18 protein-coding genes and 2 pseudogenes are annotated in these 24,589 nt (G+C 71.6%); 8 read left to right on the top strand and 12 right to left on the bottom strand.

Translation table 11 applies throughout. From position 1 onward, the window contains the following. Window positions 1-95 precede the first annotated feature (95 nt). The gene (locus tag ABT186_RS42925) at window positions 96-1,385 is read right to left on the bottom strand and encodes an RNA-guided endonuclease InsQ/TnpB family protein (RefSeq protein WP_351929771.1); all 1,290 of its coding nucleotides are present in this window, start codon (window positions 1,383-1,385) and stop codon (window positions 96-98) included. Between the two features lie 265 nt (window positions 1,386-1,650). On the opposite strand from ABT186_RS42925, the pseudogene ABT186_RS42920 reads away from it, so the two are divergent. Both ABT186_RS42920 and ABT186_RS42915 read left to right on the top strand, forming a co-directional pair. Beyond that, window positions 1,651-1,794: pseudogene (locus ABT186_RS42920) on the top strand (MarR family transcriptional regulator); the annotation flags it as partial. 123 nt (window positions 1,795-1,917) lie between these two features. After that, a complete protein-coding gene (locus ABT186_RS42915) occupies window positions 1,918-2,718 on the top strand; it encodes a sugar phosphate isomerase/epimerase family protein (RefSeq protein WP_351929769.1) in 801 nt (266 codons plus the stop codon). Between the two features lie 81 nt (window positions 2,719-2,799). On the opposite strand, the gene ABT186_RS42910 is transcribed toward ABT186_RS42915, so the two are convergent. The 4 genes from ABT186_RS42910 to ABT186_RS42895 form a co-directional block, all read right to left on the bottom strand. Continuing rightward, on the bottom strand, window positions 2,800-3,396 hold the full coding sequence (locus ABT186_RS42910; protein ID WP_351929767.1) for an RBBP9/YdeN family alpha/beta hydrolase: 597 nt from the start codon (window positions 3,394-3,396) through the stop codon (window positions 2,800-2,802). A 17-nt stretch (window positions 3,397-3,413) separates the two neighbouring features. Next, a complete protein-coding gene (locus ABT186_RS42905) occupies window positions 3,414-4,061 on the bottom strand; it encodes a GNAT family N-acetyltransferase (protein WP_351224262.1) in 648 nt (215 codons plus the stop codon). A 101-nt stretch (window positions 4,062-4,162) separates the two neighbouring features. Beyond that, window positions 4,163-5,392, bottom strand: coding sequence for a 3-phosphoshikimate 1-carboxyvinyltransferase (gene aroA, locus ABT186_RS42900; RefSeq protein WP_351929765.1), 1,230 nt, complete (start codon window positions 5,390-5,392; stop codon window positions 4,163-4,165). Window positions 5,393-5,396: 4 nt separating this feature from the next. Continuing rightward, window positions 5,397-6,302: an EamA family transporter gene (locus ABT186_RS42895; protein ID WP_351224266.1), complete on the bottom strand. Its 906-nt coding sequence runs from the start codon at window positions 6,300-6,302 to the stop codon at window positions 5,397-5,399. A gap of 87 nt (window positions 6,303-6,389) precedes the next feature. On the opposite strand from ABT186_RS42895, the gene ABT186_RS42890 reads away from it, so the two are divergent. From ABT186_RS42890 to ABT186_RS42880, 3 genes are all read left to right on the top strand, one after another. Next, entirely contained in the window at window positions 6,390-7,301 is a 912-nt protein-coding gene (locus ABT186_RS42890; RefSeq protein WP_351929763.1) for a LysR family transcriptional regulator, read from the top strand. Window positions 7,302-7,625: 324 nt separating this feature from the next. Beyond that, window positions 7,626-9,452 carry a glycoside hydrolase family 3 protein gene (locus ABT186_RS42885; RefSeq protein WP_351929761.1) on the top strand — a complete coding sequence of 609 codons (1,827 nt, stop codon included), beginning with the start codon at window positions 7,626-7,628 and terminating at the stop codon, window positions 9,450-9,452. 114 nt (window positions 9,453-9,566) lie between these two features. Next, window positions 9,567-10,190 carry a hypothetical protein gene (locus tag ABT186_RS42880; protein WP_351224272.1) on the top strand — a complete coding sequence of 208 codons (624 nt, stop codon included), beginning with the start codon at window positions 9,567-9,569 and terminating at the stop codon, window positions 10,188-10,190. A gap of 29 nt (window positions 10,191-10,219) precedes the next feature. On the opposite strand, the gene ABT186_RS42875 is transcribed toward ABT186_RS42880, so the two are convergent. Beyond that, window positions 10,220-10,606 (bottom strand): hypothetical protein, encoded by a 387-nt coding sequence (locus ABT186_RS42875; RefSeq protein ID WP_351224274.1) that lies wholly within the window; start codon window positions 10,604-10,606, stop codon window positions 10,220-10,222. 163 nt (window positions 10,607-10,769) lie between these two features. On the opposite strand from ABT186_RS42875, the gene ABT186_RS42870 reads away from it, so the two are divergent. Further along, window positions 10,770-11,261: a hypothetical protein gene (locus ABT186_RS42870; protein WP_351929759.1), complete on the top strand. Its 492-nt coding sequence runs from the start codon at window positions 10,770-10,772 to the stop codon at window positions 11,259-11,261. Window positions 11,262-11,295: 34 nt separating this feature from the next. Here the strand turns inward: ABT186_RS42870 and ABT186_RS42865 are convergent, their stop codons facing one another. The 3 genes from ABT186_RS42865 to ABT186_RS42855 all read right to left on the bottom strand — a co-directional run bounded on the left by ABT186_RS42865 (window position 11,296) and on the right by ABT186_RS42855 (window position 17,468). Further along, on the bottom strand, window positions 11,296-15,039 hold the full coding sequence (locus ABT186_RS42865) for an ABC transporter ATP-binding protein (protein ID WP_351929755.1): 3,744 nt from the start codon (window positions 15,037-15,039) through the stop codon (window positions 11,296-11,298). Window positions 15,040-15,493: 454 nt separating this feature from the next. Next, window positions 15,494-16,534, bottom strand: coding sequence for an esterase-like activity of phytase family protein (locus ABT186_RS42860; protein WP_351929753.1), 1,041 nt, complete (start codon window positions 16,532-16,534; stop codon window positions 15,494-15,496). Window positions 16,535-16,604: 70 nt separating this feature from the next. After that, a complete protein-coding gene (locus ABT186_RS42855) occupies window positions 16,605-17,468 on the bottom strand; it encodes a serine hydrolase (RefSeq protein ID WP_351224364.1) in 864 nt (287 codons plus the stop codon). Between the two features lie 318 nt (window positions 17,469-17,786). Between ABT186_RS42855 and ABT186_RS42850 the strand changes: the two genes are divergently transcribed. Beyond that, window positions 17,787-20,075: an ArnT family glycosyltransferase gene (locus tag ABT186_RS42850; RefSeq protein WP_502973502.1), complete on the top strand. Its 2,289-nt coding sequence runs from the start codon at window positions 17,787-17,789 to the stop codon at window positions 20,073-20,075. 73 nt (window positions 20,076-20,148) lie between these two features. Here ABT186_RS42850 and ABT186_RS42845 read toward each other — a convergent pair whose 3' ends face one another. From ABT186_RS42845 to ABT186_RS42835, 3 genes and pseudogenes are all read right to left on the bottom strand, one after another. Further along, entirely contained in the window at window positions 20,149-21,840 is a 1,692-nt protein-coding gene (locus ABT186_RS42845; protein ID WP_351929751.1) for a thiamine pyrophosphate-binding protein, read from the bottom strand. Next, the gene (speB, locus tag ABT186_RS42840) at window positions 21,837-22,844 is read right to left on the bottom strand and encodes an agmatinase (protein WP_351224284.1); all 1,008 of its coding nucleotides are present in this window, start codon (window positions 22,842-22,844) and stop codon (window positions 21,837-21,839) included. The genes ABT186_RS42845 and speB overlap by 4 nt, the downstream gene beginning before the upstream one ends. Window positions 22,845-23,091: 247 nt before the next feature. After that, window positions 23,092-23,233 (bottom strand): annotated as a pseudogene (locus ABT186_RS42835) (sodium:solute symporter family transporter); the annotation flags it as partial. A gap of 130 nt (window positions 23,234-23,363) precedes the next feature. Here ABT186_RS42835 and ABT186_RS42830 point away from each other — a divergent pair. Continuing rightward, a partial coding sequence (locus ABT186_RS42830; RefSeq protein WP_351929749.1) for a PucR family transcriptional regulator ligand-binding domain-containing protein occupies window positions 23,364-24,589 on the top strand: 1,226 nt, incomplete at its 3' end.

Below are 24,589 nucleotides of genomic sequence, written 5' to 3'. Positions count from 1 at the left end.
ACCTGGACCCTAGACAAGTCCCATCGTTGCAGGTCAGGAGCACTCTTCGCGTTTCTGATCACCCACTGGACGCCCCGCCGTGTGAAAGCGCGAGGTTAAAAGAGGGGGATTCCAACCCGGGTGGGTTGAGGTTCACGGGCGCTCGAACGGCCGGTGGCCGCTGTCACCCCTCCGGCACCGGCTGAGCGCCGGGGGCGGGGAATCCCGCCCTGTCCTGCCGCGACATTGTGTGCTGCGTTCTCATCGGCGTTGCAGGTGAACCCGCAGGACACACAGACGAAGTCGGCTTGGCTCTTGCGCGACTTCTTCTCGATCCATCCGCAGGCACTGCACCGCAGAGACGTAAAAGGCGCGGGGACGTCCTCGACCCGGCCCGGAGCCTTGTGCTGCGTACGCTGCCTCAGCAGGCCCCAGCCCTGGGCAAGGATCGCCCGGTTCAGCCCGGCCTTCTGCCGGACCTTCGTCCCCGGCGCCGCGACCGTCCCCTTCGCGGAGGCGGTCATGTTCTTGATGTTCAGCTTCTCGAACCGCACCAGGTCATAGGTTCGGGCGAGCATCGTGCTGGTCTTCTCGCACCAGTCCTTACGCCGGTCGGCCTCCCGTGCCCTGAGTCTGGCGACCTTGGCGTACTCGGCGGTCTTGGCCTCGCTGCCCTTCGGTGCGCGGGCGGCCCGTCGCTGGTGCTTGCGGATCCGCGCCCGTTCCTTGACGGTGAGCTGCGGGCAGTTCAGCTTCCGCCCGTCCGAGAGCGCCGCAGTGATCTTCACGCCCCGGTCGATACCGATGACCCCACCCGTGCCGGGCGCGTCGACCGGCCCGGGGACGACCGCGAACGCGATGTGCCACTGGCCATTGCGGTAACTGACACGGAACGTCTTCGCCTCCGGCAACCCGCGCCGGGTGAGACGGAACCTCACCCAGCCGCAGCCGGGCACCTTCACCCGCGCCCACCTGCGGTTGAGCCTCTGCACCACGACCGAGCGGCCCATGACCTGCCTGCCGGTCTTGGCATTCAGCCTCGGCGACCCGTCCGCCTCGAACTCCGCAATCCGGTCGGTACCGATGACGCGGAAGCCCTCGTGCACGTACTTCCTGCGCCAGGTCGGCTCACCGAAGCCAGAAGCGAAGCGGGCGTTCTTGGCCCTGGCGAAGTCCTTCAGGGCCTGCTGCTGCACATCAGCGTTCCCGGCCGCCAGCCATGCGTTCTCACGCCGGGCCTCGGTGAGCTGGCGGCACTGCTCGGCGAAGCCGGGCGCGGACTTGCGGCCCTTGCACCAGTGCGCATGCTGCTCGACGGCCAGGTTCCACACGTACCTCGCGTGCGCGCAGTGGTCGAGCATGACGCTCGCCTGTGCGCTCGTCGGGTACATCCGAAACCGTGCCATGAACGTGAACCTAGCCCACACATTCCCCGACCGCGCATACCATCGATCAACATCACCTGTGTGAGTGACCGCTCCCGGCTGCCGATCCGGCCAGTCACCAGCCACAGGGCCCTCCCCGTCATCACCGCCTGTTTGTGCCCCCTCAGCGCCATGGGCGGCGACACCGAATCGCCCTGACGGCGATTCGGCTCCCCCTGCCCCGCTCCGCGGGAACGGGCATTCACCCCCGGCCCTGAAGGACCGGGCACCCTGCCCGAAAGCAAGGTGGACGAACGACGTCCTCGGCGCCGCCCGCCGTATCTACCAGCGCCACGGCTTCTTCCTCGTCGCCGAGAAACCCCACCGCTCCTTCGGCCAGGACCTCCTCGGCCAGGACTGGCGGCTGGACCTGCACGGCACGCCGGAGTGACGACGAGGGGCGGCGCACGCGCGTGGCGAGTAGGGTCCGTGAGCATGGTGTTTCGTTCCGGGGGCAGCCCCCGGACCCCCGGCCGGATCGTCGTCCCCGGGGCTCCCTAGCGAGGTGGCATTGGTGAAACTGGCGTTCTCCACCCTCGGCGTCCCCGGTCTGCCCATAGCCGACGTGGTCCGGCTCGCGGCCACGCACGGCTACCACGGCGTCGAACTGCGCGCACACCCGGAGGAGCCGGTGCACCCCGGCATCGCCCCCGGCGAACGGGCCGACGTGGCCTCCGAGTTCAAGGCGGGAGGCGTCGAGATCCTGGGCGTCGCCGGGTACGCGCGCGTGGCCGCGCCCGGTGCCGACGAGCCCGTGCTCACCCAGGTGCGCGAACTCCTCGTCCTCGCGCACGACCTGGGCGCCCCCTTCGTCCGTGTCTTCCCCGGCGGCGGCACCGAGCAGCGCCCCGAGGATGCCGACGCCACCGCCGCCCGGCGTCTGGGCACCGCCGCCGAGTACGCCGCCGACCTCGGGGTGCGCATCCTGCTGGAGACCCACGACTCGCACCGCACCGGCGCGGACGCGACCCGCGTCCTGGGCGCGGTCGGCCACCGTCATGTGGGCGCGCTGTGGGATGTGATGCACACCTGGCTGGGCGGCGAGCAGCCGCAGGAGACGTACGCGGCGCTGGCCCCGTACCTCGGCTACGTCCAGGTCAAGGACATCGCGTCCGCCGACGACACGATCCCGCTGCCGCTCGGCTCCGGCGTCCTGCCGCTCACCGAGTGCGTGGAGGTCCTCTCCCGCCACGGCTGGGACGGCTGGCTGTGCTGGGAGTACGAGAAACGGTGGTACGAGGCGGCGGCACCGCTGCCGGGGCTCCTCGGGCCGGCGCGGGAGCACCTGGTGCGGTTGCTCAGCGACTCGGCGTGAGCGGTCCACGCCACGGGGTGCAGCGGTCCACGCCGCGGGGTGCAGCGGTCCACGCCGCAGGGTGCAGCGGTCCCCGGGAACCTACGCCCGCGGACGGGCCGTGAACCTCCCGGACGGGTCCAGGCACCACTCCAGCACGGCGGGCCAGGACCCGTAACCGGCGTCCAGGTCGAGATGGGCGGCCCCGGGGACGATCTCGGCCGTGATGCCGAGGGGGTCACCGAAGACGGCCTGGACGCCCTCCGGGCAGTAAGGGTCGTCGTCGCCCGCGACGAGGCGTGTGGGCCCGGGCAGCGTCAGGCCGTCGAGCGGCGGCGGGGCGAAGGCGGCGACCTCCGGGTACCGAAGGAGGACGGAGCCGGACGGCGGGGCCACGAGCAGCACCCGGTCCACGTCGAGGCCCTTCGTCCCGCGCGCGACGGCGTGCAGCCACAGCACGGCGGACGCGCTGTGGGCGAGCACGACCCGCTCCCCGCCTCCCGGCAGCCCGTCGAGATGCCGGGCCAGCTCCCCGAGCCACACCTCCAGGTCGGGGTCGTCGGGGTCTGGCAGCTGCGGATAGGTCACATGGTGCCCCAGTCCGGTGAGCCGGTCGGCCAGCCAGTGCTGCCAGTGGTCCTTCGGGCGGTGGTTCTGCCAGCCGTGGAGGACGAGGTAGGCGTTCTCGTTCGCGCTCATGGGCCGATGGTTTCCGATCACCGATCCCGGAGTCCAGCCGGTGTCGGGGCGGACTTCCTCACCCTCGCCTCCAGGAGTGACCGGCGTTCCGGCCACTCCTCCGCAGTGATCGAGTAGATCGCGGAGTCACGGAGACGGCCCTCCTCCCCCGGCGCCCAGGAGCGGGACCAGTTGCGCAGGACGCCCTCGAAGTGGGCGCCGAGGCTCTCGATCGCCGCGCGGGAGCGGCTGTTGCGGGCGTCGGTCTTCAGGTCGACGCGGGAGACGCCCCACTCCTCGAACGCATGGCGGAGCAGCAGAAGTTTGGACTCCGCATTGACGCCCGTGCCCTGGGCGGACCGGGCGAGCCAGGTGAAGCCCAGCTCGATGGCGTCGAGGGTGTCGTCCGCCCGCCAGGAGCGCGGGTCCCAGTACGAGGTGGCGCCCACGGCTCGTCCCGTGGCGACGGAGATCTGGGCGTACGGCGCGAGTCTGCCCGTCGCCGCGCGGGCGAGCTGTGCGTCGATGTAGTCCCCGACCTCGTCGGCCCTGGGTACCCACGTGAACGCGTATGTGTCCCGGTCCTCCTCCGCCGCCATCGCCAGATCGGCTGCGTGCCGGTGCTCCAGCGGCTCCAGGCGCACGAGCGCGCCCTCCAGGACAGGCCCTTCAAGAATGAACGTCACGGCCGGAGTCTCGCGCACCCGCTCGACGCAGTCGAACCCATTTCCCGGCGCCCTCAGCCCCCGTTGCTCCCCTCCCCAGGTCGGCACATTGCCTACAGCGCCTACAGCCCCGCCCGCAGCCCCGCGAACGCCTCGTGGAACCCAGGGAACGTCTTCCGTACACACCCGGGGTCGTCGAACGTGATCCCGGGTGTCCGCAGCCCCGCCACCGCGAAGGACATCACGATGCGGTGGTCGCCGTACGTCTTGATGTCCGTGCCCGCGGGCACCCCCGGCCGGATCTCGATCCAGTCCGGGCCCGTGGCCACCTCCACCCCGAGCCGGCGCAGGTTCTCCGCGCAGGCCTCCAGGCGGTCGCACTCCTTCACCCGCGTGTTCGCCACGTCCTCGATGCGGACCGGCCCGGAGGCGAAGGGGGCGACGGCCGCGAGCGTGGGCATCGTGTCGGAGATGTCCCGCATGTTCACCGTGACGCCGCGCAGCGAACCCGTGCCCCTGACCGTCGTACGGTCCGCGGCGACCTCCACCTGCGCGCCCATCCGGCGCAGTACGTCCACGAAGCCGAGGTCCCCCTGGAGCGCCCCCTCGCCGAGCCCGGGTACCGTCACCTCGCCGCCCGTCACCGCCGCAGCCGCGAAGAAGTAGCTCGCGGTGGAGGCGTCGGGTTCGATGGCGTACGTCGTGGCCCGGTAGCCGCCCGGCGGGACCACGAAGACATCGCCCTCGCGGGCCACGTCGGCCCCGAACGCCCGCATCATCGCGATCGTGATGTCGACGTACGGGGCCGAGACCAGGTCCGTCACCCTGATCCGCAGGCCCTTGCGGGTCAGCGGGCCGAGCAGCAGCAGCGCGGTCAGGTACTGCGAGGACTGGCCCGCGTCCAGCACCACGTCCCCGCCCTCGACGCCCGCCGCCTCGACCGTCAGCGGATGGTGGCCCTCCGCCTCCTCGTGCCGCAGGTCCACGCCCAGGTCGCGCAGCGCCCGGGTGAGCGGGAGGAGGGGGCGGCGGCGCATCTGCGCGGAGGCGTCGAAGCGGTATGTGCCGTGTCCGGCCGCGGCCAGTGCCGGCAGGAAGCGGGCCGTGGTCGCGCCGTCCCGGCAGTACACGTCCGCCTCGGTGGCCGCGGGCCCCTGCGGGCGGCCGTCGACCTGCCATGCCTCGGGGGTGCGGCCGACGCGGTAGCCGAGCGTGCGCAGGCCCTCGGCGAAGCCCTCGGTGTCGTCCGAGCGCAGAGGGCGTACGAGGGTGGTCACACCGTCGGCCGCCGCCGCCAGGAAGAGCGCGCGGGCGGTGATGGACTTGGAACCGGGGATGTCGACAGCGGGCATGGGGTCATGCTGGCTCCCCGACCCGCTCGGGCGCTGAAACGTCCGCCAACTGGACCTTGCCCGGGGCCAGAGATGTCAGCGCCACACCGCCCACCAGCAGCGCCGCCGCGCCCCAGCGCAACGGGCTCACCGGCTCGCCCAGGAACAGCGCCGCGGACGACATGCCGAAGACCGGGACGAGGAGGGAGAACGGGGCGACCGTGGACGCGGGGTGCCGGCGCAGCAGCCAGCCCCAGGCGCCGAAGCCGAACACCGTGGTGATCCAGGCGACGTAGAGGACGATGCCCGCGCCCTGCCAGTTCAGGGCACGCAGGGCGGCGAGGTCGCGGGACGGGCCCTCCGTCAGCAGCGACAGGCCGAGCAGGGGCAGTACCGGCACCGTGCTGACCCACACCATGAAGTTCAGCGAGTCCGGCGGGGACGCCTTGCGCATCAGCACATTGGACAGGCCCCAGCAGGCCGCCGCGGCGATCACCAGGGCGAACGCGCCGAGCGGTCCGGCCGTGCCCTCGTCGACAGCCGCGAGCACCACCCCGCCGAGGGCCACTGCCATGCCCAGCAGCCGCAGGCGCGTGGGCCGTTCACCGAGGACCGCGACGGCGATGAGCGCCGTGAAGACGGCCTGGATCTGCAGGACCAGGGAGGACAGTCCGGCGGGCATGCCCGCGTCCATCCCGATGAACAGCAGCCCGAACTTGGCGACGCCGAGGACCACGCCGACCGCCACTGTCCACTTCCACGCGACCTTGGGACGGCCCACGAACAGGACGGCGGGGACGGCCGCGGCCAGGAAGCGCAGGGCCGAGAAGAGGAGCGGCGGGAAGTGGCCGAGGCCGATCTCGATGACCGTGAAGTTCACGCCCCAGACGGCGGCGACGAGAACGGCGAGGAAGATGTGTGCAGGTCGCATGCGTCGAGGATCACGTCCCACAACCATGAAGCACCAGCAATGATTGCTGCACGGTTGGATGAAGCATCACTAACCATTGGAGCCCCCATGCTCGACCTCCAGCGCCTGCGGGCCCTGCACGCCGTCTCGGTCCACGGCACCGTCGGCGCGGCCGCCGCCGCGCTCGGATACACCCCCTCCGCCGTGTCCCAGCAGATCGCCAAGCTGGAGCGGGAGACCAGGACCGTGCTGCTCGAACGGGAGGGGCGCGGGGTGCGGCTCACCGACGAGGCACAGCAACTTGTCGTCACCGCACGGGAGTTGCTGGCGATCGTGGAGCGGGCGGAGACCGAGCTGGAGGAGCGGCGCGGGGTGCCCGCCGGCCGGCTGACCGTGGCGGCGTTCGCGTCGGCCGCGCGCGGGCTCATGCCCGGGGTGCTCGCCGACCTGGCCGCGCGGCATCCCGCGCTCGACACCCGGCTCAGCGAGGTCGACCCGCATGTGTCCGTCGACCTCGTGGCCAAGGGCATGGTCGACGTCGCCGTCGCGCACGACTGGGACATCGCGCCGCTGCCCGCCCCTCCAGGGGTGGATCAGGCGGTCGTCGGCGACGACCTGTGCGATCTGCTCGTACCCGTGGGGCATCCCTTCGCGGGGCGGAAGGCCGTACGGCGCGAGGTACTGGGCGGTGAGCGGTGGATCTGCCAGCCCCCGGGCCGGGTCTGTCACGACTGGCTCGTACGGACCCTGCGCACGGCCGGGCACGAGCCCGACATCGTTCACCAGGCCGACGAGAACCCGACCCTGGTCGCCCTCGTCGCCGCCGGGCTCGGCGTCGCCCTCATCCCCCGCCTCGGCCGCGGCCCACTGCCCGAAGGGGTCGTCGAGGTCGCCCTCGACCCCATGCCCGTACGACGGTTGTACGCACTGTGGCGCACGGGGGCGGCGCGGCGGCCGGCGATCGCGGAAACCGTGCGCACGCTGCAGGAGCATTGGCCCAGGGTCACCTGCCGGCCCTGACAGTGAACCCGGGGGCATCACACACACCAACTTCCGGTGGCACGGCCGAATCCGGGAACCTTCCCCGTGCCCCGGTCGTCCAATGCCCAAGCTGCCGGATGAGTCTCCGCGATGCGGTGTCGGCCCTCGCTGCTGGCTGCGATCGCTGACCACCCTCTCCGCCGCACGCGGCCGGCAGCACGCCGCCATCGGCGCGCCCCCCTCCAACAGCGCCGATGGCGGCCCCTTGCCGGTTACTGTGCATTCCCTTGGCTGGCAGAAACTTCCCGGTTATTGGTGACGCGCGGAAGTTTCCTTCAGCGTTCTCCTCCGGAAGGAGCGCACGTGCACCACGCCGGCACGGGAAACACCCCGACCCCCTCCAGACGTACGGTCCTCGCCGCCACCGCGGGCCTGACCGCGGCCCTCGCCCTCACCGCGAACGCCGCCCACGCCGCGCCGCCCGCCGACGAACGGCTCCGGGCCCTGATCGCCGGTATGACGCTCGAGGAGAAGGTGGGCCAGCTCTTCGTGATGCGGGTCTACGGCCACTCGGCCACCGATCCCGACCAGGCCGACATCGACGCCAATCTCAAGGAGATCGGCGTACGCACGGCCGCCGAGCTGATCGCCAAGTACCGCGTCGGCGGCATCATCTACTTCACCTGGGCGCACAACACCCGCGATCCGCACCAGATCGCGGACCTCTCGAACGGGATCCAGAAGGCGTCCCTCGGCCGGCCGCGCGGACTGCCCGTCCTCATCGCGACCGACCAGGAACACGGGATCATCGCGCGCGTGGGAAAGCCCGCCACCCTGTTCCCCGGAGCGATGGCGATCGGGGCGATGGGCTCCCGCTCCGACGCCCGTACGCTCGGCCGGATCGCCGGCGCCGAGCTGAGCGCCCTCGGCATCCGCCAGGACTACTCCCCGGACGCCGACGTGAACGTCAACCCGGCCAACCCGGTGATCGGCGTACGGTCCTTCGGCGCCGACCCGGACGCGGTGGCCGGCCTGGTCGCGGCTCAGGTGCAGGGCTATCAGGCCTCCGGCGTCGCGGCGACCGCCAAGCACTTCCCGGGCCACGGCGACACGGCCGTCGACAGCCACTTCGGCTTCCCGGTCATCACGCACAGCCGCGAACTGTGGGAGAAGCTCGACGCGGTGCCCTTCCGGGCGGCGATCCGCGCAGGCATCGAAGCGATCATGACCGCGCACATCATGGTCCCCGCGCTCGACGGCTCCAGCGACCCGGCGACGCTCTCGCACCCGATCCTCACCGGCATCCTGCGCGAGGAACTGGGCTACGACGGCGTCGTGGTGACCGACTCGCTGGGCATGGAGGGCGTACGCCAGAAGTACGGCGACGACCGCGTGCCCGTGCTCGCCCTCAAGGCAGGCGTCGACCAGCTGCTCAACCCGCCGTCCCTGGACGTCGCATGGAACGCGGTGCTCAAGGCCGTGCACGACGGCGAGCTGACCGAGGCCCGGCTCGACGAGTCGCTCCTGCGCGTTCTGCGGCTGAAGTCGAAGCTGGGGCTGCTGGACCGGCCCTACGTCACCGCGGACGGCGTCGACCGGACCGTCGGCGCCCCGGAGCATCTGCGCACGGCGGACCGCATCGCGGACCGGACGACCACTCTGCTGGTCAACAAGCGGGACCTGCTGCCGCTTTCCCGCGTCACGCACCCCAAGGTGCTGGTCCTCGGCGCGGATCCGGCATCGCCCACCGGCACCGACGGACCGCCCACGACCGTGCTGGCGAACGCCCTCACCGAACTGGGCTTCACCGCGACCGCACTCTCCACCGGTACGGCACCGTCGTCGGCGACGATCGACAAGGCCGTGACGGCGGCGGGGAATGCCGACGCCGTGGTCGTGGGCACCCACAACGTGAGCGCGACGAGTTCCCAGCGGACCCTGGTGAACCAGCTGATCGCCACGGGGAGGCCGGTGATCGCGATCGCCGTCCGCAACCCCTACGACGTGGCCCAACTCCCTGATGCGGAGGCCTACTTGGCGTCCTACTCCTGGACGGACGTCGAACTGCGCGCGGCGGCGCGAGTCATCGCGGGACGCGTGAAGCCGCGCGGAAAGCTGCCGGTGCCGGTGCAGCGGGCGGACGACCCGGCCCAGGTGCTGTACCCCATCGGGTACGGGTTGTCGTACTAGCGGTACGCCGCGGGCCGGGCGTCCTGCCCCCAAGTGTCGCAAAGCACCCACTACGTCTGGCATGGACCGTGGTCGCGGGTCACGCTGGACGGGGGTGGACCGGGGGGGTTCGCGATGCGAGGGACACGAGCGGTGCTGGGTGCGCTGCTGACGGCTGCGCTGGCGGTGACGGGGCTCTCCGGATGCCAGTTGCCATCGGGTGCGGCGCAGGACCGGCCGAGCGGAGGTGCCACGTCCGCACAGCCGGCCGGGTACGGAGCCGAGTTCCTCGCGGTCGACGAGTGCAGCTCCTTCGGGACGACCAGCTTCACCGAAGTGCCGTGCACGAGCGAACGTGCGGCGGCACGTGTGATCGCACGGTACGACGGCGACCCGTCGAGCGGTCCGGCCTGCCCGGCCACGACGGACTTCGTCCTGCACATCAGCGAGTCGAAACCGGCGTCGGGCGAGAACGGCGACGGGGCGGTGCCGCGGGGGTACGCATGCATGCGGAACCTGGAGCCGCCGCACCCGGGCGACCCCGGTGGCGGCGGCGGACCGCGCACGATCGTGGGCGACTGCGTGTACAGCACGGGCAAGGGCGAGGTCCGCGAGACGGCCTGCGACGGCAAGGGCAGGCACAGGCCGGAGTACAAGGTGACATCGGCGGTCACGCGCCGCTCGCAGTGCCCCTCGTCGACGGCCCTGTACGTCCAGCTGGGCGGCAGCAAACCGGTGGGCTGCGCCCGGCCGATGTGAGGGCGGGCGGCGGCCCTCTCAGTGACCCGTCAGCACAGGATCCAGCCCGAGCTGACCGACCCCGACCCCACCGAGCCACTCACCCACACACACCGGTGGCCGGCGTGCACGGTCACGGGGCCGGCGTGGTGCAGGTACTGCCCGGTGTCGACCGCCGGACGGTTGCCGCGCGCCTGCACACTGACCGACATCGTCTTGCGGCCGGCCACATTCTTCGCGACGGTCATCGCGCAGACGTACCCGTCATGCTTGTAGACCTGCACGGAGCCGGTGGAGAACGAGAGCGTACGGACCGGCCGTCCGGAACAGAAGTCGAGCGCCTCCGCATGTCCCGGGCTCGCCACCGCTATCAATCCGGATGCCGTCAGCACGGCCAGGCCCATCGCCAGGCGCCTGCGTATCGCACCACTGTCCACTGTTGCCCCTCCCCGTGACCATCAGCGTACTGGTGTACGGACGCACGACGTACGCCGGATGGTTCCATCGTTCGAGTGCGCCTAGGCGGGGATTTCTTCGATTTTGGGGCAACCGCACCGCTTTTCCGGTGTCCAACTGGTCAGAAAGCGAAAGGAGGTAACCATGTCCCGCGCGATCCGTTCGCATCCGATCCTCTCCCGAACGGCCGCCCGCATCGTCGTCGCCGGGGCCCTCCTGACCGCGGCCGACGCCTCCGTCCCGGCGATGGCCAGTTCGCCTACGTCGCCGCCCGCACGCAGCGGCAGCAACGGTCCCGCGTACGAACGCGTGGCCGACTTCTACGGCGCCTACATCGACGCCGTGACCGACGAGGGCAGCGGCCATCTCGGCCGGGAGCTGCGCGCGTTCTACCTCGCCAAGAACCTCCGTACGCGCCTGGCCGCATGGGAGGCGCGCGAGCACGCGGACGGCGTGCTGCGCGCCCAGGACGTGCCGCGCGCCTGGAAGGTGACGCCGGAGGACAGCGGCATGGGCCACACATGGTCGACGGTCCGCCTGACCTGGGGCTCCGCCAGGCACCCGAAGTACACCTACCTGGAGGTGCAGTCGGACCTGGCGACGAAGAAGATCTCCGACATCAGGGCGAAGAGCTGACCGAAGCGGGCCGGGCCGTGGACCCCGGAGACCGTCAGGCCGTGGAGCCCACCGGTTCCTCCGGCTCCGGCTCGCCCACGAACGTCCGCCACAACTGTGCGTACCTGCCGCCCAGTTGCAGCAGTTCCTCGTGCGTGCCGTCCTCCGCGACCCGGCCGTGGTCCATGAGCACGACCCGGTCCGCGCGGGCGGCCGTGGTGAGGCGGTGTGCGACGACGAGCGTCGTACGGCGGCCGGCGAGGCGGTCCGTGGCCTGGTTGACCTGGGCCTCGGTGGCCAGGTCGAGCGCGGCGGTCGCCTCGTCGAGCAGCAGGACATCGGGGTCGACCAGCTCCGCGCGGGCCAGGGCGATCAACTGCCGCTGTCCGGCGGACAGGTTGCGGCCGCGCTCGGCCACCTCGTGCAGATAGCCGCCCGTGAGACGGGCGATCATGTCGTGCGCGCCGACCGCCCGCGCCGCGGCCTCCACCTCGGCGTCGGTCGCGTCCGGACGCCCGTAGGCGATGGCGTCCCGGACGGTCCCCGCGAAGAGGTACGCCTCCTGCGGGACGACGCCGAGCCGGTGCCGGTACGAGGTCAGGTCCAGCGAGCGCAGATCGCTGCCGTCGACCAGCACCCGGCCGCGCGTGGGGTCGTAGAACCGGGCGACGAGCTTCACCAGGGTCGACTTGCCGGCCCCCGTCTCGCCGACGAACGCGACGGTCTGCCCGGCGGGGATCGTCAGGTCGACGCCAGTGAGGGCCTCCTCGTCGTCGCCGTACGCGAAGTCGACGCCCTCGAAGGCGATCTCGCCGCGCAGCGACGGCACGTCGAGCGGTTCGTCGGCGGCCTTCGTCGTGGTCGGCTCCTGGAGCAGTTCCTGGATGCGGCCCAGCGAGACCGTGGCCTGCTGGTATCCGTCGAAGACCTGTGACAGCTGCTGCACGGGCGCGAAGAACAGGTCGATGTAGAGCAGGTAGGCGACCAGCGCACCGGTCGTCAGCGTCCCGGCGTCCACCCGGTGTGCGCCCACGATCAGAACGGCCGCCGAGGCCACCGAGGACAGCAGCTGCACGAACGGGAAGTACACGGAGATCAGCCACTGGCCGCGGATCCGGGCCTGGCGGTAGCTGTCGCTGCCCTCCGTGAACCGGCGCCCGCCGTCCCGCTCGCGCCGGAACGCCTGCAGGATCCGCAGCCCGGACACCGACTCCTGGAGGTCCGCGTTGACGACCGACACGCGTTCGCGGGCGAGTTCGTACGCCTTCACGCTCGCCCGGCGGAAGAAGAAGGTGCCCACGATCAGCGGCGGCAGCGTGGCGAAGACGACGAGCGCGAGCTGTACGTCGATCACCAGCAGCGCGACCATGATGCCGAAGAAGGTGACGACGGAGACGAAGGCGGTCACCAGGCCCGTCTGCAGAAACGTCGACAGCGCGTCGACGTCGGTCGTCATCCGGGTCATGATCCGGCCGGTCAGCTCCCGCTCGTAGTAGTCGAGTCCGAGCCGCTGGAGCTGGGCGAAGATCTTCAGCCGGAGGGAGTAGAGGACGCGTTCGCCGGTCCGTCCGGTCATGCGTGTCTCGCCGATCTGCGCCGTCCACTGGACGACGACGGCGAGCAGTGCGAGCAGGGACGCGGCCCAGACCGCGCCGAGGGCCATCCGGGAGACGCCCTGGTCGATGCCGTGCCGGATCAGGATGGGCAGCAGCAGGCCCATGCCCGCGTCTACCGCGACGAGGGCCAAACTGACCAGCAGCGGCAGGCCGAAGCCGCGCAGCAGCCGGGTGAGGCCGTACGACTCCTCCGGCTGGACCGCGCGTGCCTCGTCGATGCCGGGCGTGTCGGTGGCCGGGGGCAACTGCTCGACCTGGGCGAGGAGTTCGGGGGTCGCCGGGGTCCCGGTCAGCGCGTGGTCCTTGGGCTCGCGGTCGCCCGTCCACAGATGGGGGGTGACCCCGCGCTCGGCGTCGAACTCGGCGTCCAGCTCGTCCCGTACGGTCGTGTCCTCGTGCCGGGCTGCCGGCAGGGCGTGGCCCGGGGAGACGCCGCCGAGCTCGTCCGGGTCGGTGAGCAGCCGCCGGTACAGGGCGGAGCGGGTCTGGAGCTCCTCGTGCGTGCCGATGTCGGCGAGGCGCCCGCCGTCGAGGACGGCGATGCGGTCGGCGAGGTTGAGGGTCGAGCGGCGGTGGGCGATCAGCAGAGTAGTACGGCCCTGCATGACCTGCTTGAGGGCCTCGTGGATCTCGTGCTCGACGCGGGCGTCCACCGCCGAGGTCGCGTCGTCGAGGACCAGGAGGCGCGGATCGGTGAGGATCGCGCGGGCGAGGGCGATGCGCTGGCGCTGGCCACCGGAGAGGGTGAGGCCGTGCTCGCCGACCTTGGTGTCGTACCCGTTGGGCAGTTCGGCGATGAACCGGTCGGCCTGGGCGGCGCGGGCGGCCTGCTCGATCTGCTCGTCGGTGGCGTCGGGACGGCCGTAGGCGATGTTGTTGCGGACGGTGTCCGAGAAGAGGAAGGAGTCCTCGGGGACCAGCCCGATCGCGGCGCGCAGCGACCGGAGGGTCAGCTCGCGCACATCGTGGCCGCCGACGAGGACGGCGCCGTGCGTGACGTCGTAGAAGCGCGGCAGCAGAAGTGACACCGTCGACTTGCCGGAGCCGGAGGAACCGACGACGGCCAGGGTCTCGCCGGGACGGATCTCGAAGGAGAGCCCGTCGAGGACCGGGGTCTTCTTTTCCGAGGTGCCCTCGTAGGCGAAGGAGACGTCGTCGAACTCGACGGTCGCGGGCGCGTCGGCGGGCAGCTCCTTGGTGCCGTCCTTGAGGGAGGGCTCGGTGTCGATCAGTTCAAGGACGCGCTCGGCGCCCGCGCGGGCCTGCTGGCCGACGGTGAGGACCACGGCGAGCATGCGCACCGGGCCGACGAGCTGGGCGAGGTAGGAGGAGAAGGCGACGAACGTGCCGAGCGTGATGTGCCCGCGCACCGCGAGCCAGCCGCCGAGCGCGAGCATGGCGACCTGGCCGAGGGCGGGCACGGCCTGGAGGGCGGGGGTGTAGGTGGCGTTGAGCCGGATGGTCCGCAGCCGCCCCGCGAACAGGCGGCGCCCGACCTCCCGCAGCTTCCCGGTCTCCTGCTCCTCCTGCCCGAAGCCCTTCACCACACGTACGCCGCTGACGGCGCCGTCGACCACGGTCGCCACGGCGGCGGCCTGGGCCTGGGCGTACCAGGTGGCCGGGTGCAGCCGGGAGCGGCTGCGCTTGGCGATGAACCACAGGGCAGGGGCGACGGCCAGCGCGACCAGGGTCAGCGGCAGCGACAGCCACGCCATGATCACCAGGGAGATCAGGAAGAGGAGGACGTTCCCGATGGTCATCGGGAGCATGAACAGCAGGCCCTGGATCAGCTGGAGGTCGCTGGTCGCGCGGCCGACGACCTGGCCGGTGGACAGCTCGTCCTGACGCCGTCCGTCGAGCCGGGTGATCGTCCCGTACATCTCCGTGCGCAGGTCGTGCTGGACGTCCAGGGCGAGCCGGCCGCCGTAGTAGCGGCGGATGTAGGTGAGGACGTAGACGAGGACGGCCGCCCCGATGAGGGCGCCGGCCCAGGGCGCCATGGACCGGGTGTGGTTCCCGACGACGTCGTCGATGATCACCTTGGTGATCAGCGGGACGACCGCCATGACGGCCATGCCGCCGAGGGAGGACCCGAGGGCGAGGACGACGTCCTTCGGGTACCGCCACGCGTACCCGGCGAGCCTCCGCGCCCAACCTCGCGTTTCCCCCTGCTGCGCTGCCACGCCGGTGCCCTCCTTCAGACCTGCTCTACCGGAAGGCACCAACGCGAACGGAAGCGGATTTCATCCCTCCGCAACAATGCGCGCGGTCGGCCACCTCGCGATCAGGGCCGCCCTACCCGTCCCGTCCCAGGGGCCCCGCCCCTTCAACCCCGCCGACAGGCTCCGCCCCCTGGACCCCCGCGGACTGCGCCCCCTGCACCCCACCCGAGGCTCCGCCCCTTCAACCCCGCCGACAGGCTCCACCTCCTGAACCCCCGCGGACTGCATCCCCTGCACCCCGCCCGGGGCTCCGCACCGGGGCCCGTTCGGGGGCCGCCGCCCGGGACCCCCACTCCTCAACTGCCGGAGGGGCTGACATTCCCCCCCGGCCGGGCAATTCAGCCCGTCCGGCGTTTGAGGACGAGGCCGTTCAGGCCGAAGCGGGGGTCCGGGGGCGGCAGCCCCCAGGGACGCCTCAGGACGCGGCAGCGTGCGGCAGGCGTACGCGCAGGGCGTACAGGCGGGTGACCTGCGTCGCGTTCTGGTTGTCGTCGCTCACCAGGAGGATGTTCAGGCGGCCGTGCGCGGCGCCCGTGATCGTCATGCCCTCGATGTTGTCGAGGAGCGGGTTCGGCTGGGGCTGCTTGGCCTGGGCGCCCAGTGAGGGGCAGTTCACCAGGTCGGCGAGGAGGGTCTTGTGGGCGAGGCGTACGCCGTCCCCTCCGGTCAGCGTGTCGATGCCGCTGGTGTCGGTGGCGTGGCGCAGATCGGCCAGATAGAGGCGGATCGTGTTGCCGTACCCGGCCGTGAAGCCCCGCTCCAGGACGAGCAGACGCCCGTCGGGGGTCGCCGTGGTCTCCGAGACGCCGAGGCCGGGGTCCTTGAGGTATCCGTACTGGGCCCCGAGCGCGAAGTGCTCCCCCTGCCGCGTCCACGTCTGGAAGCGGACGATCCCGGAGGTGTCGCCGCTGAGGGATCCCTCCATGCCGGCCAGCAGCGTATGCCCGCCGGGCAGCAGGGTCAGGCCCTCGAAGGTCTGGTTCGAGGTGGCGCGGCCGGCCGGGGCGACCCGGAGCCAGTCCGGCACCGGCAGCCGGTCGAGGATCTTGCCGTCGCGGGAGTAGCGGCGTACGGACGGCTCGGTCTCGGAGGTGACGAGCCGGGTGCCGTCGCGGTCGACGACCAGGCCCTCGGAGTCGAGCGCCGCACCGTTCTCGTCGGCGAGGTTCACGACGCTTGTGGGCTTCAGGCTGTTGCGGTCGAGCGTGAAGAGGGACGAGCGGTCGGAGAGCGCGGCGATCTGTCCGTCGCGGAGGACGGAGAGCGCGGAGAGGTTGCCGACGAACGTGCCGTCGTACGCCGTCTTGTCGAGGGCGTCGGAGAAGCCCTCGATGCCGACGGTGGAGGAGCACGCGTGGGCAGACGCGTCGGTCGGTGCGAGGGGCCCGGCGGCGGCCGGCAAGGCGGCCGCCGCCAGCATGGCGGTGACAGTGGCGAGCAGGATTCTCAGGCGCATGCCGTCACCGTAGGACGACCCGAATGGACCGGGGGCTGACTACCCATGAACCAGGGGGAGTTCGGCCGTGTCAGCTCGCCGGGACCGCCGGGATGGCTTCCTGGGGCCTGCTCGTGGGCGCGTACGCCGTCGCCGTGGAAGCCGTCGGCACCAGGTCCTTGTGGATGACCTTGGCCACGTTCTGGATGGTGGTGACGCCATAGCTCATGGTGCTGTTGTCCTGAGTGAGCACCGTGATCATGTAGTCGTGCCCGGCACCGTTGAACGTGCCGACGCTGTGCACACGCCAGCCGTGCGTCGCACGCTGCAGCCAGCCGTTCTTGACGTGCACGGAGACACCGGAGGGGGCGCCCGCCGGCGTGCCCCAGCGCTGCGAGGAGATGACCTTGCCCATCAGCTTCAGGATGTACGCGCGGGAGTTGTCGCTCAGCACGGAGTTCCTGGCGGTGATGAGCCTGAGCAGCTTCTGCTCGTCCTGCACGGTGATCTGGGTCAGACCCCAGTAGCCGTCCGCGCCCGGCTTCGTCTGCGTCATACCGGCGGCCGCGAGGAAGCCCTTGATCTTCGTCAGGCCCAGCTGCTTCCACAGCGTGCTGGTCGCGCTGTTGTCCGACTTGGTGATCATCGCCGTGGCGAGGGTGTTCTCACGGTCGGTCAGATAGCGGTTGTGCTTCTTCGCGTCCCACAGCAGCGTGGCGAGCACGGTGACCTTGACGACGCTGGCCGAGTCGTAGGCGGAGGTGGCGCGCAGCGAGCAGGTGGTGTTGGTGGAGCGGTCGTAGACGCCGACCGCCACGGTCCCCTTGCGGCTCGCGAGCGCCGCGGTGATGTCCTTCTGCAGTTTGGCGGCCAGGCCCGCCTTGCCCGACGTGCAGTTGACCGTAGGCGTGGCAGCAGCAGCGGGTGCGGCGGTCGCCGCTATCGGTATGAGCATTCCGGCGCCGAGTCCGGCCGCGAGCAAGCGGACATTCTGAAATGTCCAGAAATTACCAGATATCCGGTGAATCATAGAGGTTAACCGTCCTCTTACAGGGACAAAAGCGTGCCCCCGGCACGCTTGTGCCCTATTGACTCACGGGAACGACTGGAAGTTGTACGCGAGTTAACTCACACAACGGCCCGCAGCCGCAATCACGGCCGCCAATGTGAGAAACCTCTCGTTTGCCATCCACTTACCAAGCTCTCACCGACCCACAGCTCACCCTCAGCTTGACCACAGTCCGCACTCATCCCGCCTCTGCATGGTGCCCTGGTGACATCTGCCACCCATTCCCTGTCCGGTTCCCCGTCCGGAGCACCGGCCGCCGGGCCGCCCCGCGGGCCCAACCCCGCCTCCGCCACCGCGCCGCGCTGGTCGCTGCCCGTGCTGCTGGCCATCATGGCGCTGGCCACGGTGCTGTACTCCTGGAACCTGTCCGGGTCGAGTCTGAACAGCTTCTACAGCTCGGCCGTGTTCAGCGGTACACAGAGCTGGAAGGCCTGGTTCTTCGGCTCGTTGGACGCGGGCAACTTCCTCACCGTCGACAAACCGCCGTTCGCGCTCATGGTCATGGGCCTGTCCAGCCGCGTCTTCGGCTTCGGCACGTGGCAGATGATGGCACCGATGATCGTGGCCGCCCTCGCCACGATCTGGATCCTGCACTCCTCCGTGAAGCGGGTGTGGGGCCATGGCGCGGCGGCGGTCGCGGCCCTGGTGCTCGCCCTCACGCCGATCACGGTGGCCATCAACCGTGACAACAACCCGGACACGCTGCTCGTACTGCTGATGGTCGGCGGCGCCGCCCTCGCCCTGCGCGCCGTGACGAACGGCAAACTGCTGCCGCTGCTCGGCTCGGCGGTGTGCTTCGGCCTCGCGTTCAACACGAAGATGCTCCAGGGCTACATCGCGCTTCCCGCCGTCCTCGCGGTCTACCTGTACGCGGCCCGCATCGGCCTGGTGAAGCGGATCGTGAACCTGCTGCTCGCGGGCGTGGCCCTGGCGGTCTCCAGCTTCTGGTGGGCGGCCGCCGTGTCGCTGGTGCCCGCTTCCGAACGGCCGTACATCGGCGGCTCGACGGACGGCACGGCCTGGAATCTCATCATGGGCTACAACGGTCTCGGCCGGATCTTCGGCGGCGAGGGCAACGGCGGAGGCGGGGGTGGCGGAGGCGGCGGCTTCTCCGGCTCCGCGGGCCTGGGCCGGATGTTCAACAGCATCCTCGGCGGCCAGATCTCCTGGCTGATCCCCTTCGCGGCCATCGCGTGCGTCGCCGGCCTGATCCTGTGCGGCCGTGCCCCGCGCACCGACCTGACGCGTGCCGCGCTGGTGCTGTGGGGCGGCTGGACCGCGCTGCACTACCTGACCTTCGCCATGGCCGAGGGCACCATGCACCCGTACTACACCACCGCGCTCGCGCCCGGCATCGCGGCGCTGTGCGGGGGTGGCGGCGTGATGCTGCTGCGTGCGTTCCGTACGGACAAGCGCTGGGCGTGGGTGCTGCCGACCGGTCTCGCGGTCACAGGCATCTGGGCGATCGTGCTGCTGCGCCGGGCCTCCGGCTGGAACACATGGTTGTGGCCGGTCATCGGGGTCGTCATGGCGCTGGCGATCGTGGGCCTGTTCGTCTTCCGCTCGGGCACCCGTATACGGCTGCTTGCGGCCTCCGTGGCCGCGGCGGTCGTGGCGGCGGTCGCGGGTCCGGCCGCGTACGCCTGGTCGGTGCCCTCGGGTTCGGGCGGCGGAATGATGGGCGGCACCAACCCGACGGCCGGACCTTCCACCGGCAACGGCTTCGGCGGCGGCCCCGGCGGCAACCGGGGCGGCTTCCCCGGCGGCAATGGCGGCCCGGGCAATGGTGAGATGCCAGGTGGCGGCCCCCAGCAGAACGGCCAGGCGAGCGGCGGCTTCCCGGGTGGGGGCGCACCCAGCGGCGCCCCGAACGGCGAGCTGCCCGGCGGCAACCAGCAGGGCGGTGCTCAGCAGGGCGGCGGCATCCCTGACGGTCAGCAAAGTGGCCAACAGGGCGACGCAAACGGTGAGATGGGTGGTGCGCCCCCGAACGGCACCGGGAGCTCCGAGGCCGGCCGGAGCGGAGCCATGGGCGGCTTCGGTGGCGGCGGCATGGGCGCCGGCCCCGGCGGCGGCGCGAGCAGCGAGCTCATCGCGTACCTGAAGAAGCACCAGGACGGCGCCGAGTGGCTGCTGGCGGTGTCGAATTCGCAGAGTGCCGCCCAGCTCGTGCTGAGCAGCAGGGAACCCGTCATCTCCATGTGGGGCTTCACCGGCACCGACAAGGCGATGACCGTCGCCAAGCTGGAGGAGCTGGTCAAGAAGGGCGAGCTGCACTACATCCAGATCGGCAGCGGCGGCATGGGCGGAGGCATGGGCGGCCCCGGCGGCGGCAACAGCCTCAGTACCGAGGTGTCGAACTGGGTGAAGAAGCACGGCACGGCGGTGAAGAGCAGCGAGTACAGCAAGACGTCGTCCACGTCGTCCTCCTCCTCGGGGACCGGGACCAACCAGTCCGCGCTGTACCGCCTGGACCCGTCGGACGTCGGCTGACACCGGCCCGGACGAGCACACACAGCGGCCCCCGACCGTCCCGTACGGTCGGGGGCCGCTGTTGCGATGCCGCTCAGCCGAGGTGCGTCGGCGCGAACATCCGCAGGACCGCCGGGAGGACGACCACCGAAGGCCCGTGCGCCGCCAGGGACTTGGCGAGGTCCTCCTCCAGGGACTCCGGTGTCGTACGCAGGGCGGGGACGCCGAAGGCCTCGGCCAGAGCCACATAGTCCGGGCGGGTCAGTTCGGTAGCCGTCGCCGTCGCCTCGCCGAAGGCATCCGTCATGTACTCGCGCAGGATGCCGTAGCCGCCGTCGTCGACGATCAGCCACGTCACGTTCAGGTCGTACTGCCGGGCCGTCGCCAGTTCGGCGATGGAGTAGAGGGCCCCTCCGTCGCCCGAGACCGCAAGGACCGGGCGGGTGGGGTCCGCGACGGCCGCGCCGAGCGCAGCCGGGAAGCCGTAGCCGAGGCCGCCGGCGCCCTGGGCCGAGTGCATGGTGTTCGCGCCGCCCGGGTCGAAGGCCGACCACGCCCAGTACGCCAGGATCGTCATGTCCCAGAAGGACGGGGAGCCGGACGGGAGGGCGCGGCGCACGGACGCCAGCACCTCCTGCTCCAGGGTCAGGTCCTGGGACGCGATCCGGTCCGCCACCCGCTCAAGCAGAGCGCGTACACGTTCCGGGGCCGTCCTGTCCTCCCGTTCGCACACCGTCTCCAGCAGCGCCTGCAGCGCAAGGCCTGCGTCCGCGTGGATGCCCAGGGCCGGGTGGTTGGCCTCCAGTTTGCCCAGGTCCGCCTCGATCTGGACGACCCGGCCGCGCGGCTTGAACGTGTGGTAGTTCGAGGACAGTTCGCCCAGCCCCGAGCCGACGACCAGCAGGACGTCCGCGTCCTCCAGGAAGTCCGTCGTGTGGCGGTCCTCAAGCCAGGACCGCAGGGACAGGGGGTGTTCCCAGGGGAAGGCGCCCTTGCCGCCGAAGGTGGTGACGACGGGTGCGTTCAGCTTTTCGGCGAGCAGGCGCAGCTTGCCCGAGGCATCCGCGCGGACCACTCCTCCGCCCGCGATGATCGCCGGGCGGGACGCCTTCGACAGCAGGTCGGCGGCCACGGCGGTCAGTTCGGGGCGCGGGACCAGATCCTCCGGTGTCGCGTCCACCGCCGTCACCACCGGGAGCGTGGTCCCGGCGAGCAGCACGTCCTGCGGGATCTCCACCCACACCGGGCCGTGCGGAGCCGTCAGCGCCGACTGCCACGCCGCCGCGATCGCGGACGGGATCTGCGACTGCGTACGGACCGTGTGGACGGACTTGACCACACCCCGGAACGAGGCCGCCTGGTCCGGGAGTTCGTGCAGATAGCCGTGGCGGCCGCCACCCAGGCCCGCGGTCGGGATCTGGCTGCTGATCGCCAGAACCGGGGCCGAGGCCGCCGCCGCCTCCTGGAGCGCGGCCAGGGACGTCAGCGCGCCCGGGCCGGTCGACAGCAGGAGCGGGGCGGCCTCACCCGTGATCCGGCCGTACGCGTCCGCGGCGAAGCCCGCATTGTTCTCCACCCGCAGTCCGACGTACCGCAGATCGGAGCGCCGGAGTGCGTCGAACATGCCGAGCGCGTGCTGGCCGGGCAGTCCGAACACCGTCGTCGCGCCCAGACCGGCCAGGGTCTCCACGACCAGGTCTCCGCCAATACGGCCGGGGGGAGGGTTGAGTGCGGCCTCCGTCTGCGCCGCCGTCGGGCGGAGGACCAGGTCGTGGTCGTGGGTCACTGGGTCTCGGTCTCCTCACCGGCGCGGGCCGCCGCGATCTGGCGGGTCATGATGGTCGTCAGTTCGTACGCCGTGTGCGAGGCGGCCACCGACGTGATCTCCGCGTGGTCGTACGCGGGCGCCACCTCGACGACGTCCGCGGAGACCAGGTTGCAGGACGCGAGACCGCGCAGGATCTCCAGGAGCTCGCGCGAGGTCATGCCGCCGGCCTCGGGCGTGCCGGTGCCGGGGGCGTGCGCCGGGTCGAGGCAGTCGATGTCGATGGAGATGTACAGCGGGCGGTCGCCGATGCGCTGCCGCAGCTGGTCGGCGACCTCGTCGGCGCCGCGCCGGTAGATGTCGGCGGACGTGACGATGCCGAAGCCCATCTTCTCGTCGTCGGTGAGGTCCTGCTTGCCGTAGAGCGGGCCGCGGGTGCCGACGTGGGAGAGCGCGGAGGTGTCGAGGATGCCCTCCTCGACGGCGCGGCGGAACGGGGTGCCGTGGGTGTACTCGGCGCCGAAGTACGTGTCCCAGGTGTCGAGGTGGGCGTCGAAGTGCAGCAGGGCGACCGGGCCGTGCTTCTTGGCGACGGACCTGAGCAGCGGCAGCGCGATGGTGTGGTCGCCGCCCAGGGTCATCAGGCGGGCGCCCGTGCCGAGCAGCTCGTCGGCGGCGGCCTCGATGGTCTCCACGGCCTCGTGGATGTCGAACGGGTTCACGGCGATGTCGCCGCCGTCCGCGACCTGCGCGAGCGCGAAGGGGGAGGCGTCCTGGGCCGGGTTGTACGGGCGCAGCAGGCGGGAGGCCTCACGGATGGCGTTGCCGCCGAAGCGGGCGCCCGGGCGGTAGGAGACGCCCGAGTCGAACGGCACGCCGACCACGGCGACGTCCGTGGTGCCGACCTCGTCGAGGCGGGGCAGCCGGGCGAAGGTCGCCGGCCCCGCGTACCGCGGGATGCGGGACGAGTCGACGGGGCCGCGGGGCCGGCTGTCGCCTGCTGCGGTGTTCTCGGTGCTGCTCATCGTCGGACTCCTCCAGGTCATGCGTGTGCCTTCAAGTGTCGCGGACCCCACTGACAGGGCCCGCCCGGCCCGGCGCCGCGCGGCTGCCGGACCGAAGCAACGGGGCTGGACGCCCACCGCCGCGGTTCCTCCGCGGTCGACGCGCCACGACCCGCGAGCCGCTCGCGCCGGACGGTCCGTGCGGTGCCGGGGCCGAGGCCGCCGTACAGCGGCCCGCCGATGAAGAGCCGGTTGCCCTTGACCTCGTGTTGGCGACGGTCGCACACGCGCCGAGCGCTCCGGAAGAGGTCGACATCACCGCGGCGAACGCGGCGGCGAGAACCAACCCCCCGTACGCCGACGGGCAGTTCCTGCCTCACGACGGCCGCGAACGCGTCGTCCGGGCTACCCATGCCGGTGAACAGCACCTGCATGCGGGGCCCACCCTTCTTTGCGAGGTCGACCCTAGGTGGCTTAAAAGCGCCATGGAAGTGTACGTTTCATCCATCCGATCGGAGCAGGATGGAGGAACCATCCATCATGCCGGACCCATCGCCCACGTCGTCCGCGCCCGCGGTACCGCCCACCCCACCGGTACCGCTTTCCGCACTGCTCGCCCGGGAGGATCTGGCGCTGCGGCAGATCGCCGGGCCGGCGGACCCCGGCATCGTGATCCACTGGGCGCACACCTCGGAGATGGCGGACCCCTACCCGTATCTGCTGGGCGGCGAGCTGCTGCTGACGGCGGGAGTGCACATCCCGGAGGGCGCGGGCGCGGATGGGGGTGCCCCCGGTCGAGCGAAGTCGAGACTGGGGGACTACTTCGACGAATACGTCTCCCGGATCGTGGCGGCCGGTGGCGCGGCGCTCGGTTTCGGAGTGGCGCCGGTGCACGACACGGTGCCGCGGGCGCTGGCGGCGGCCTGTGACCACTACGGGCTGCCGCTGCTCGAGGTCCCGCCGCAGACCACGTTCTCGGGTGTGGCGCGCGCGGTGTGGCAGCTGATGGCGCAGGCCCGCCTCGCGGAGCTGCGCCGGGTCACCGAGGCCCAGCAGAGCCTGGCCGCTGCGGCGGGGCGCCCGGACCCGGTGCCGTCGGTGCTGCGGCAGCTGGCCCGGCGGGTGGGCGGCCGGGCGGCCCTGTACGGACCGGACGGCACGGAACGTGCGGGGGCGGGGCGGGCCCCCGAGGCGGCGGTACGGGCGCTGGGCGAGCTGTCCGCGGTGGTACGGCCGCCAGGACCGGCGGGGCCCACCCCCTCCTCCGCCACCGACACCGTCGCGGGAACCCAGCTCGCGGCCTACGCCCTCGGCACCGGGCAGGGCTTTGTGCTCGGGGTGGCCGCACCACGGCGAGACCCCGGGGACCACACCATCGCCTCTGTCGCGGCCGTGCTTCTCTCCCTCCTCACCGGCGAGCACCGGAGCGGGAGCGGGGCGGCACGCTCCTCGGCGCTCGTGCGGCTCCTGCTCGGCGCCCCGGCGGAGGCCGTCGCCCCCCTGCTCGGCGGGGACCGCTGGGTCGTGGTGCACGCCCGGCCCGCCGGGGACCGCGCCGCGCCGGACGTCGTGGCCGCCTCGGCCCTCGGCGCGGCGCTGGGCTCCGCGCTCGTCGACGTGGCCGGTGACGTCGTACGGGTCCTGGTCCCGGCCGAGCGCGAACCGTCCCCACAACCCGGCTGGACCCTCGGCGCCAGCGCCGCCGTCGCCCCGCACGGCTGGACCGCCGGGGACACGCAGGCGGCCCGCGCCCTGGCCCGCGCCCG

Origin of the sequence: Streptomyces sp. NPDC001634, from assembly GCF_040298185.1 — a bacterium.
In the GTDB taxonomy this organism is placed as follows: Bacteria; Actinomycetota; Actinomycetes; order Streptomycetales; family Streptomycetaceae; genus Streptomyces.
Note: the sequence above shows the minus strand (reverse complement) of the source record. Positions and strands in the feature narration are given on the sequence as shown.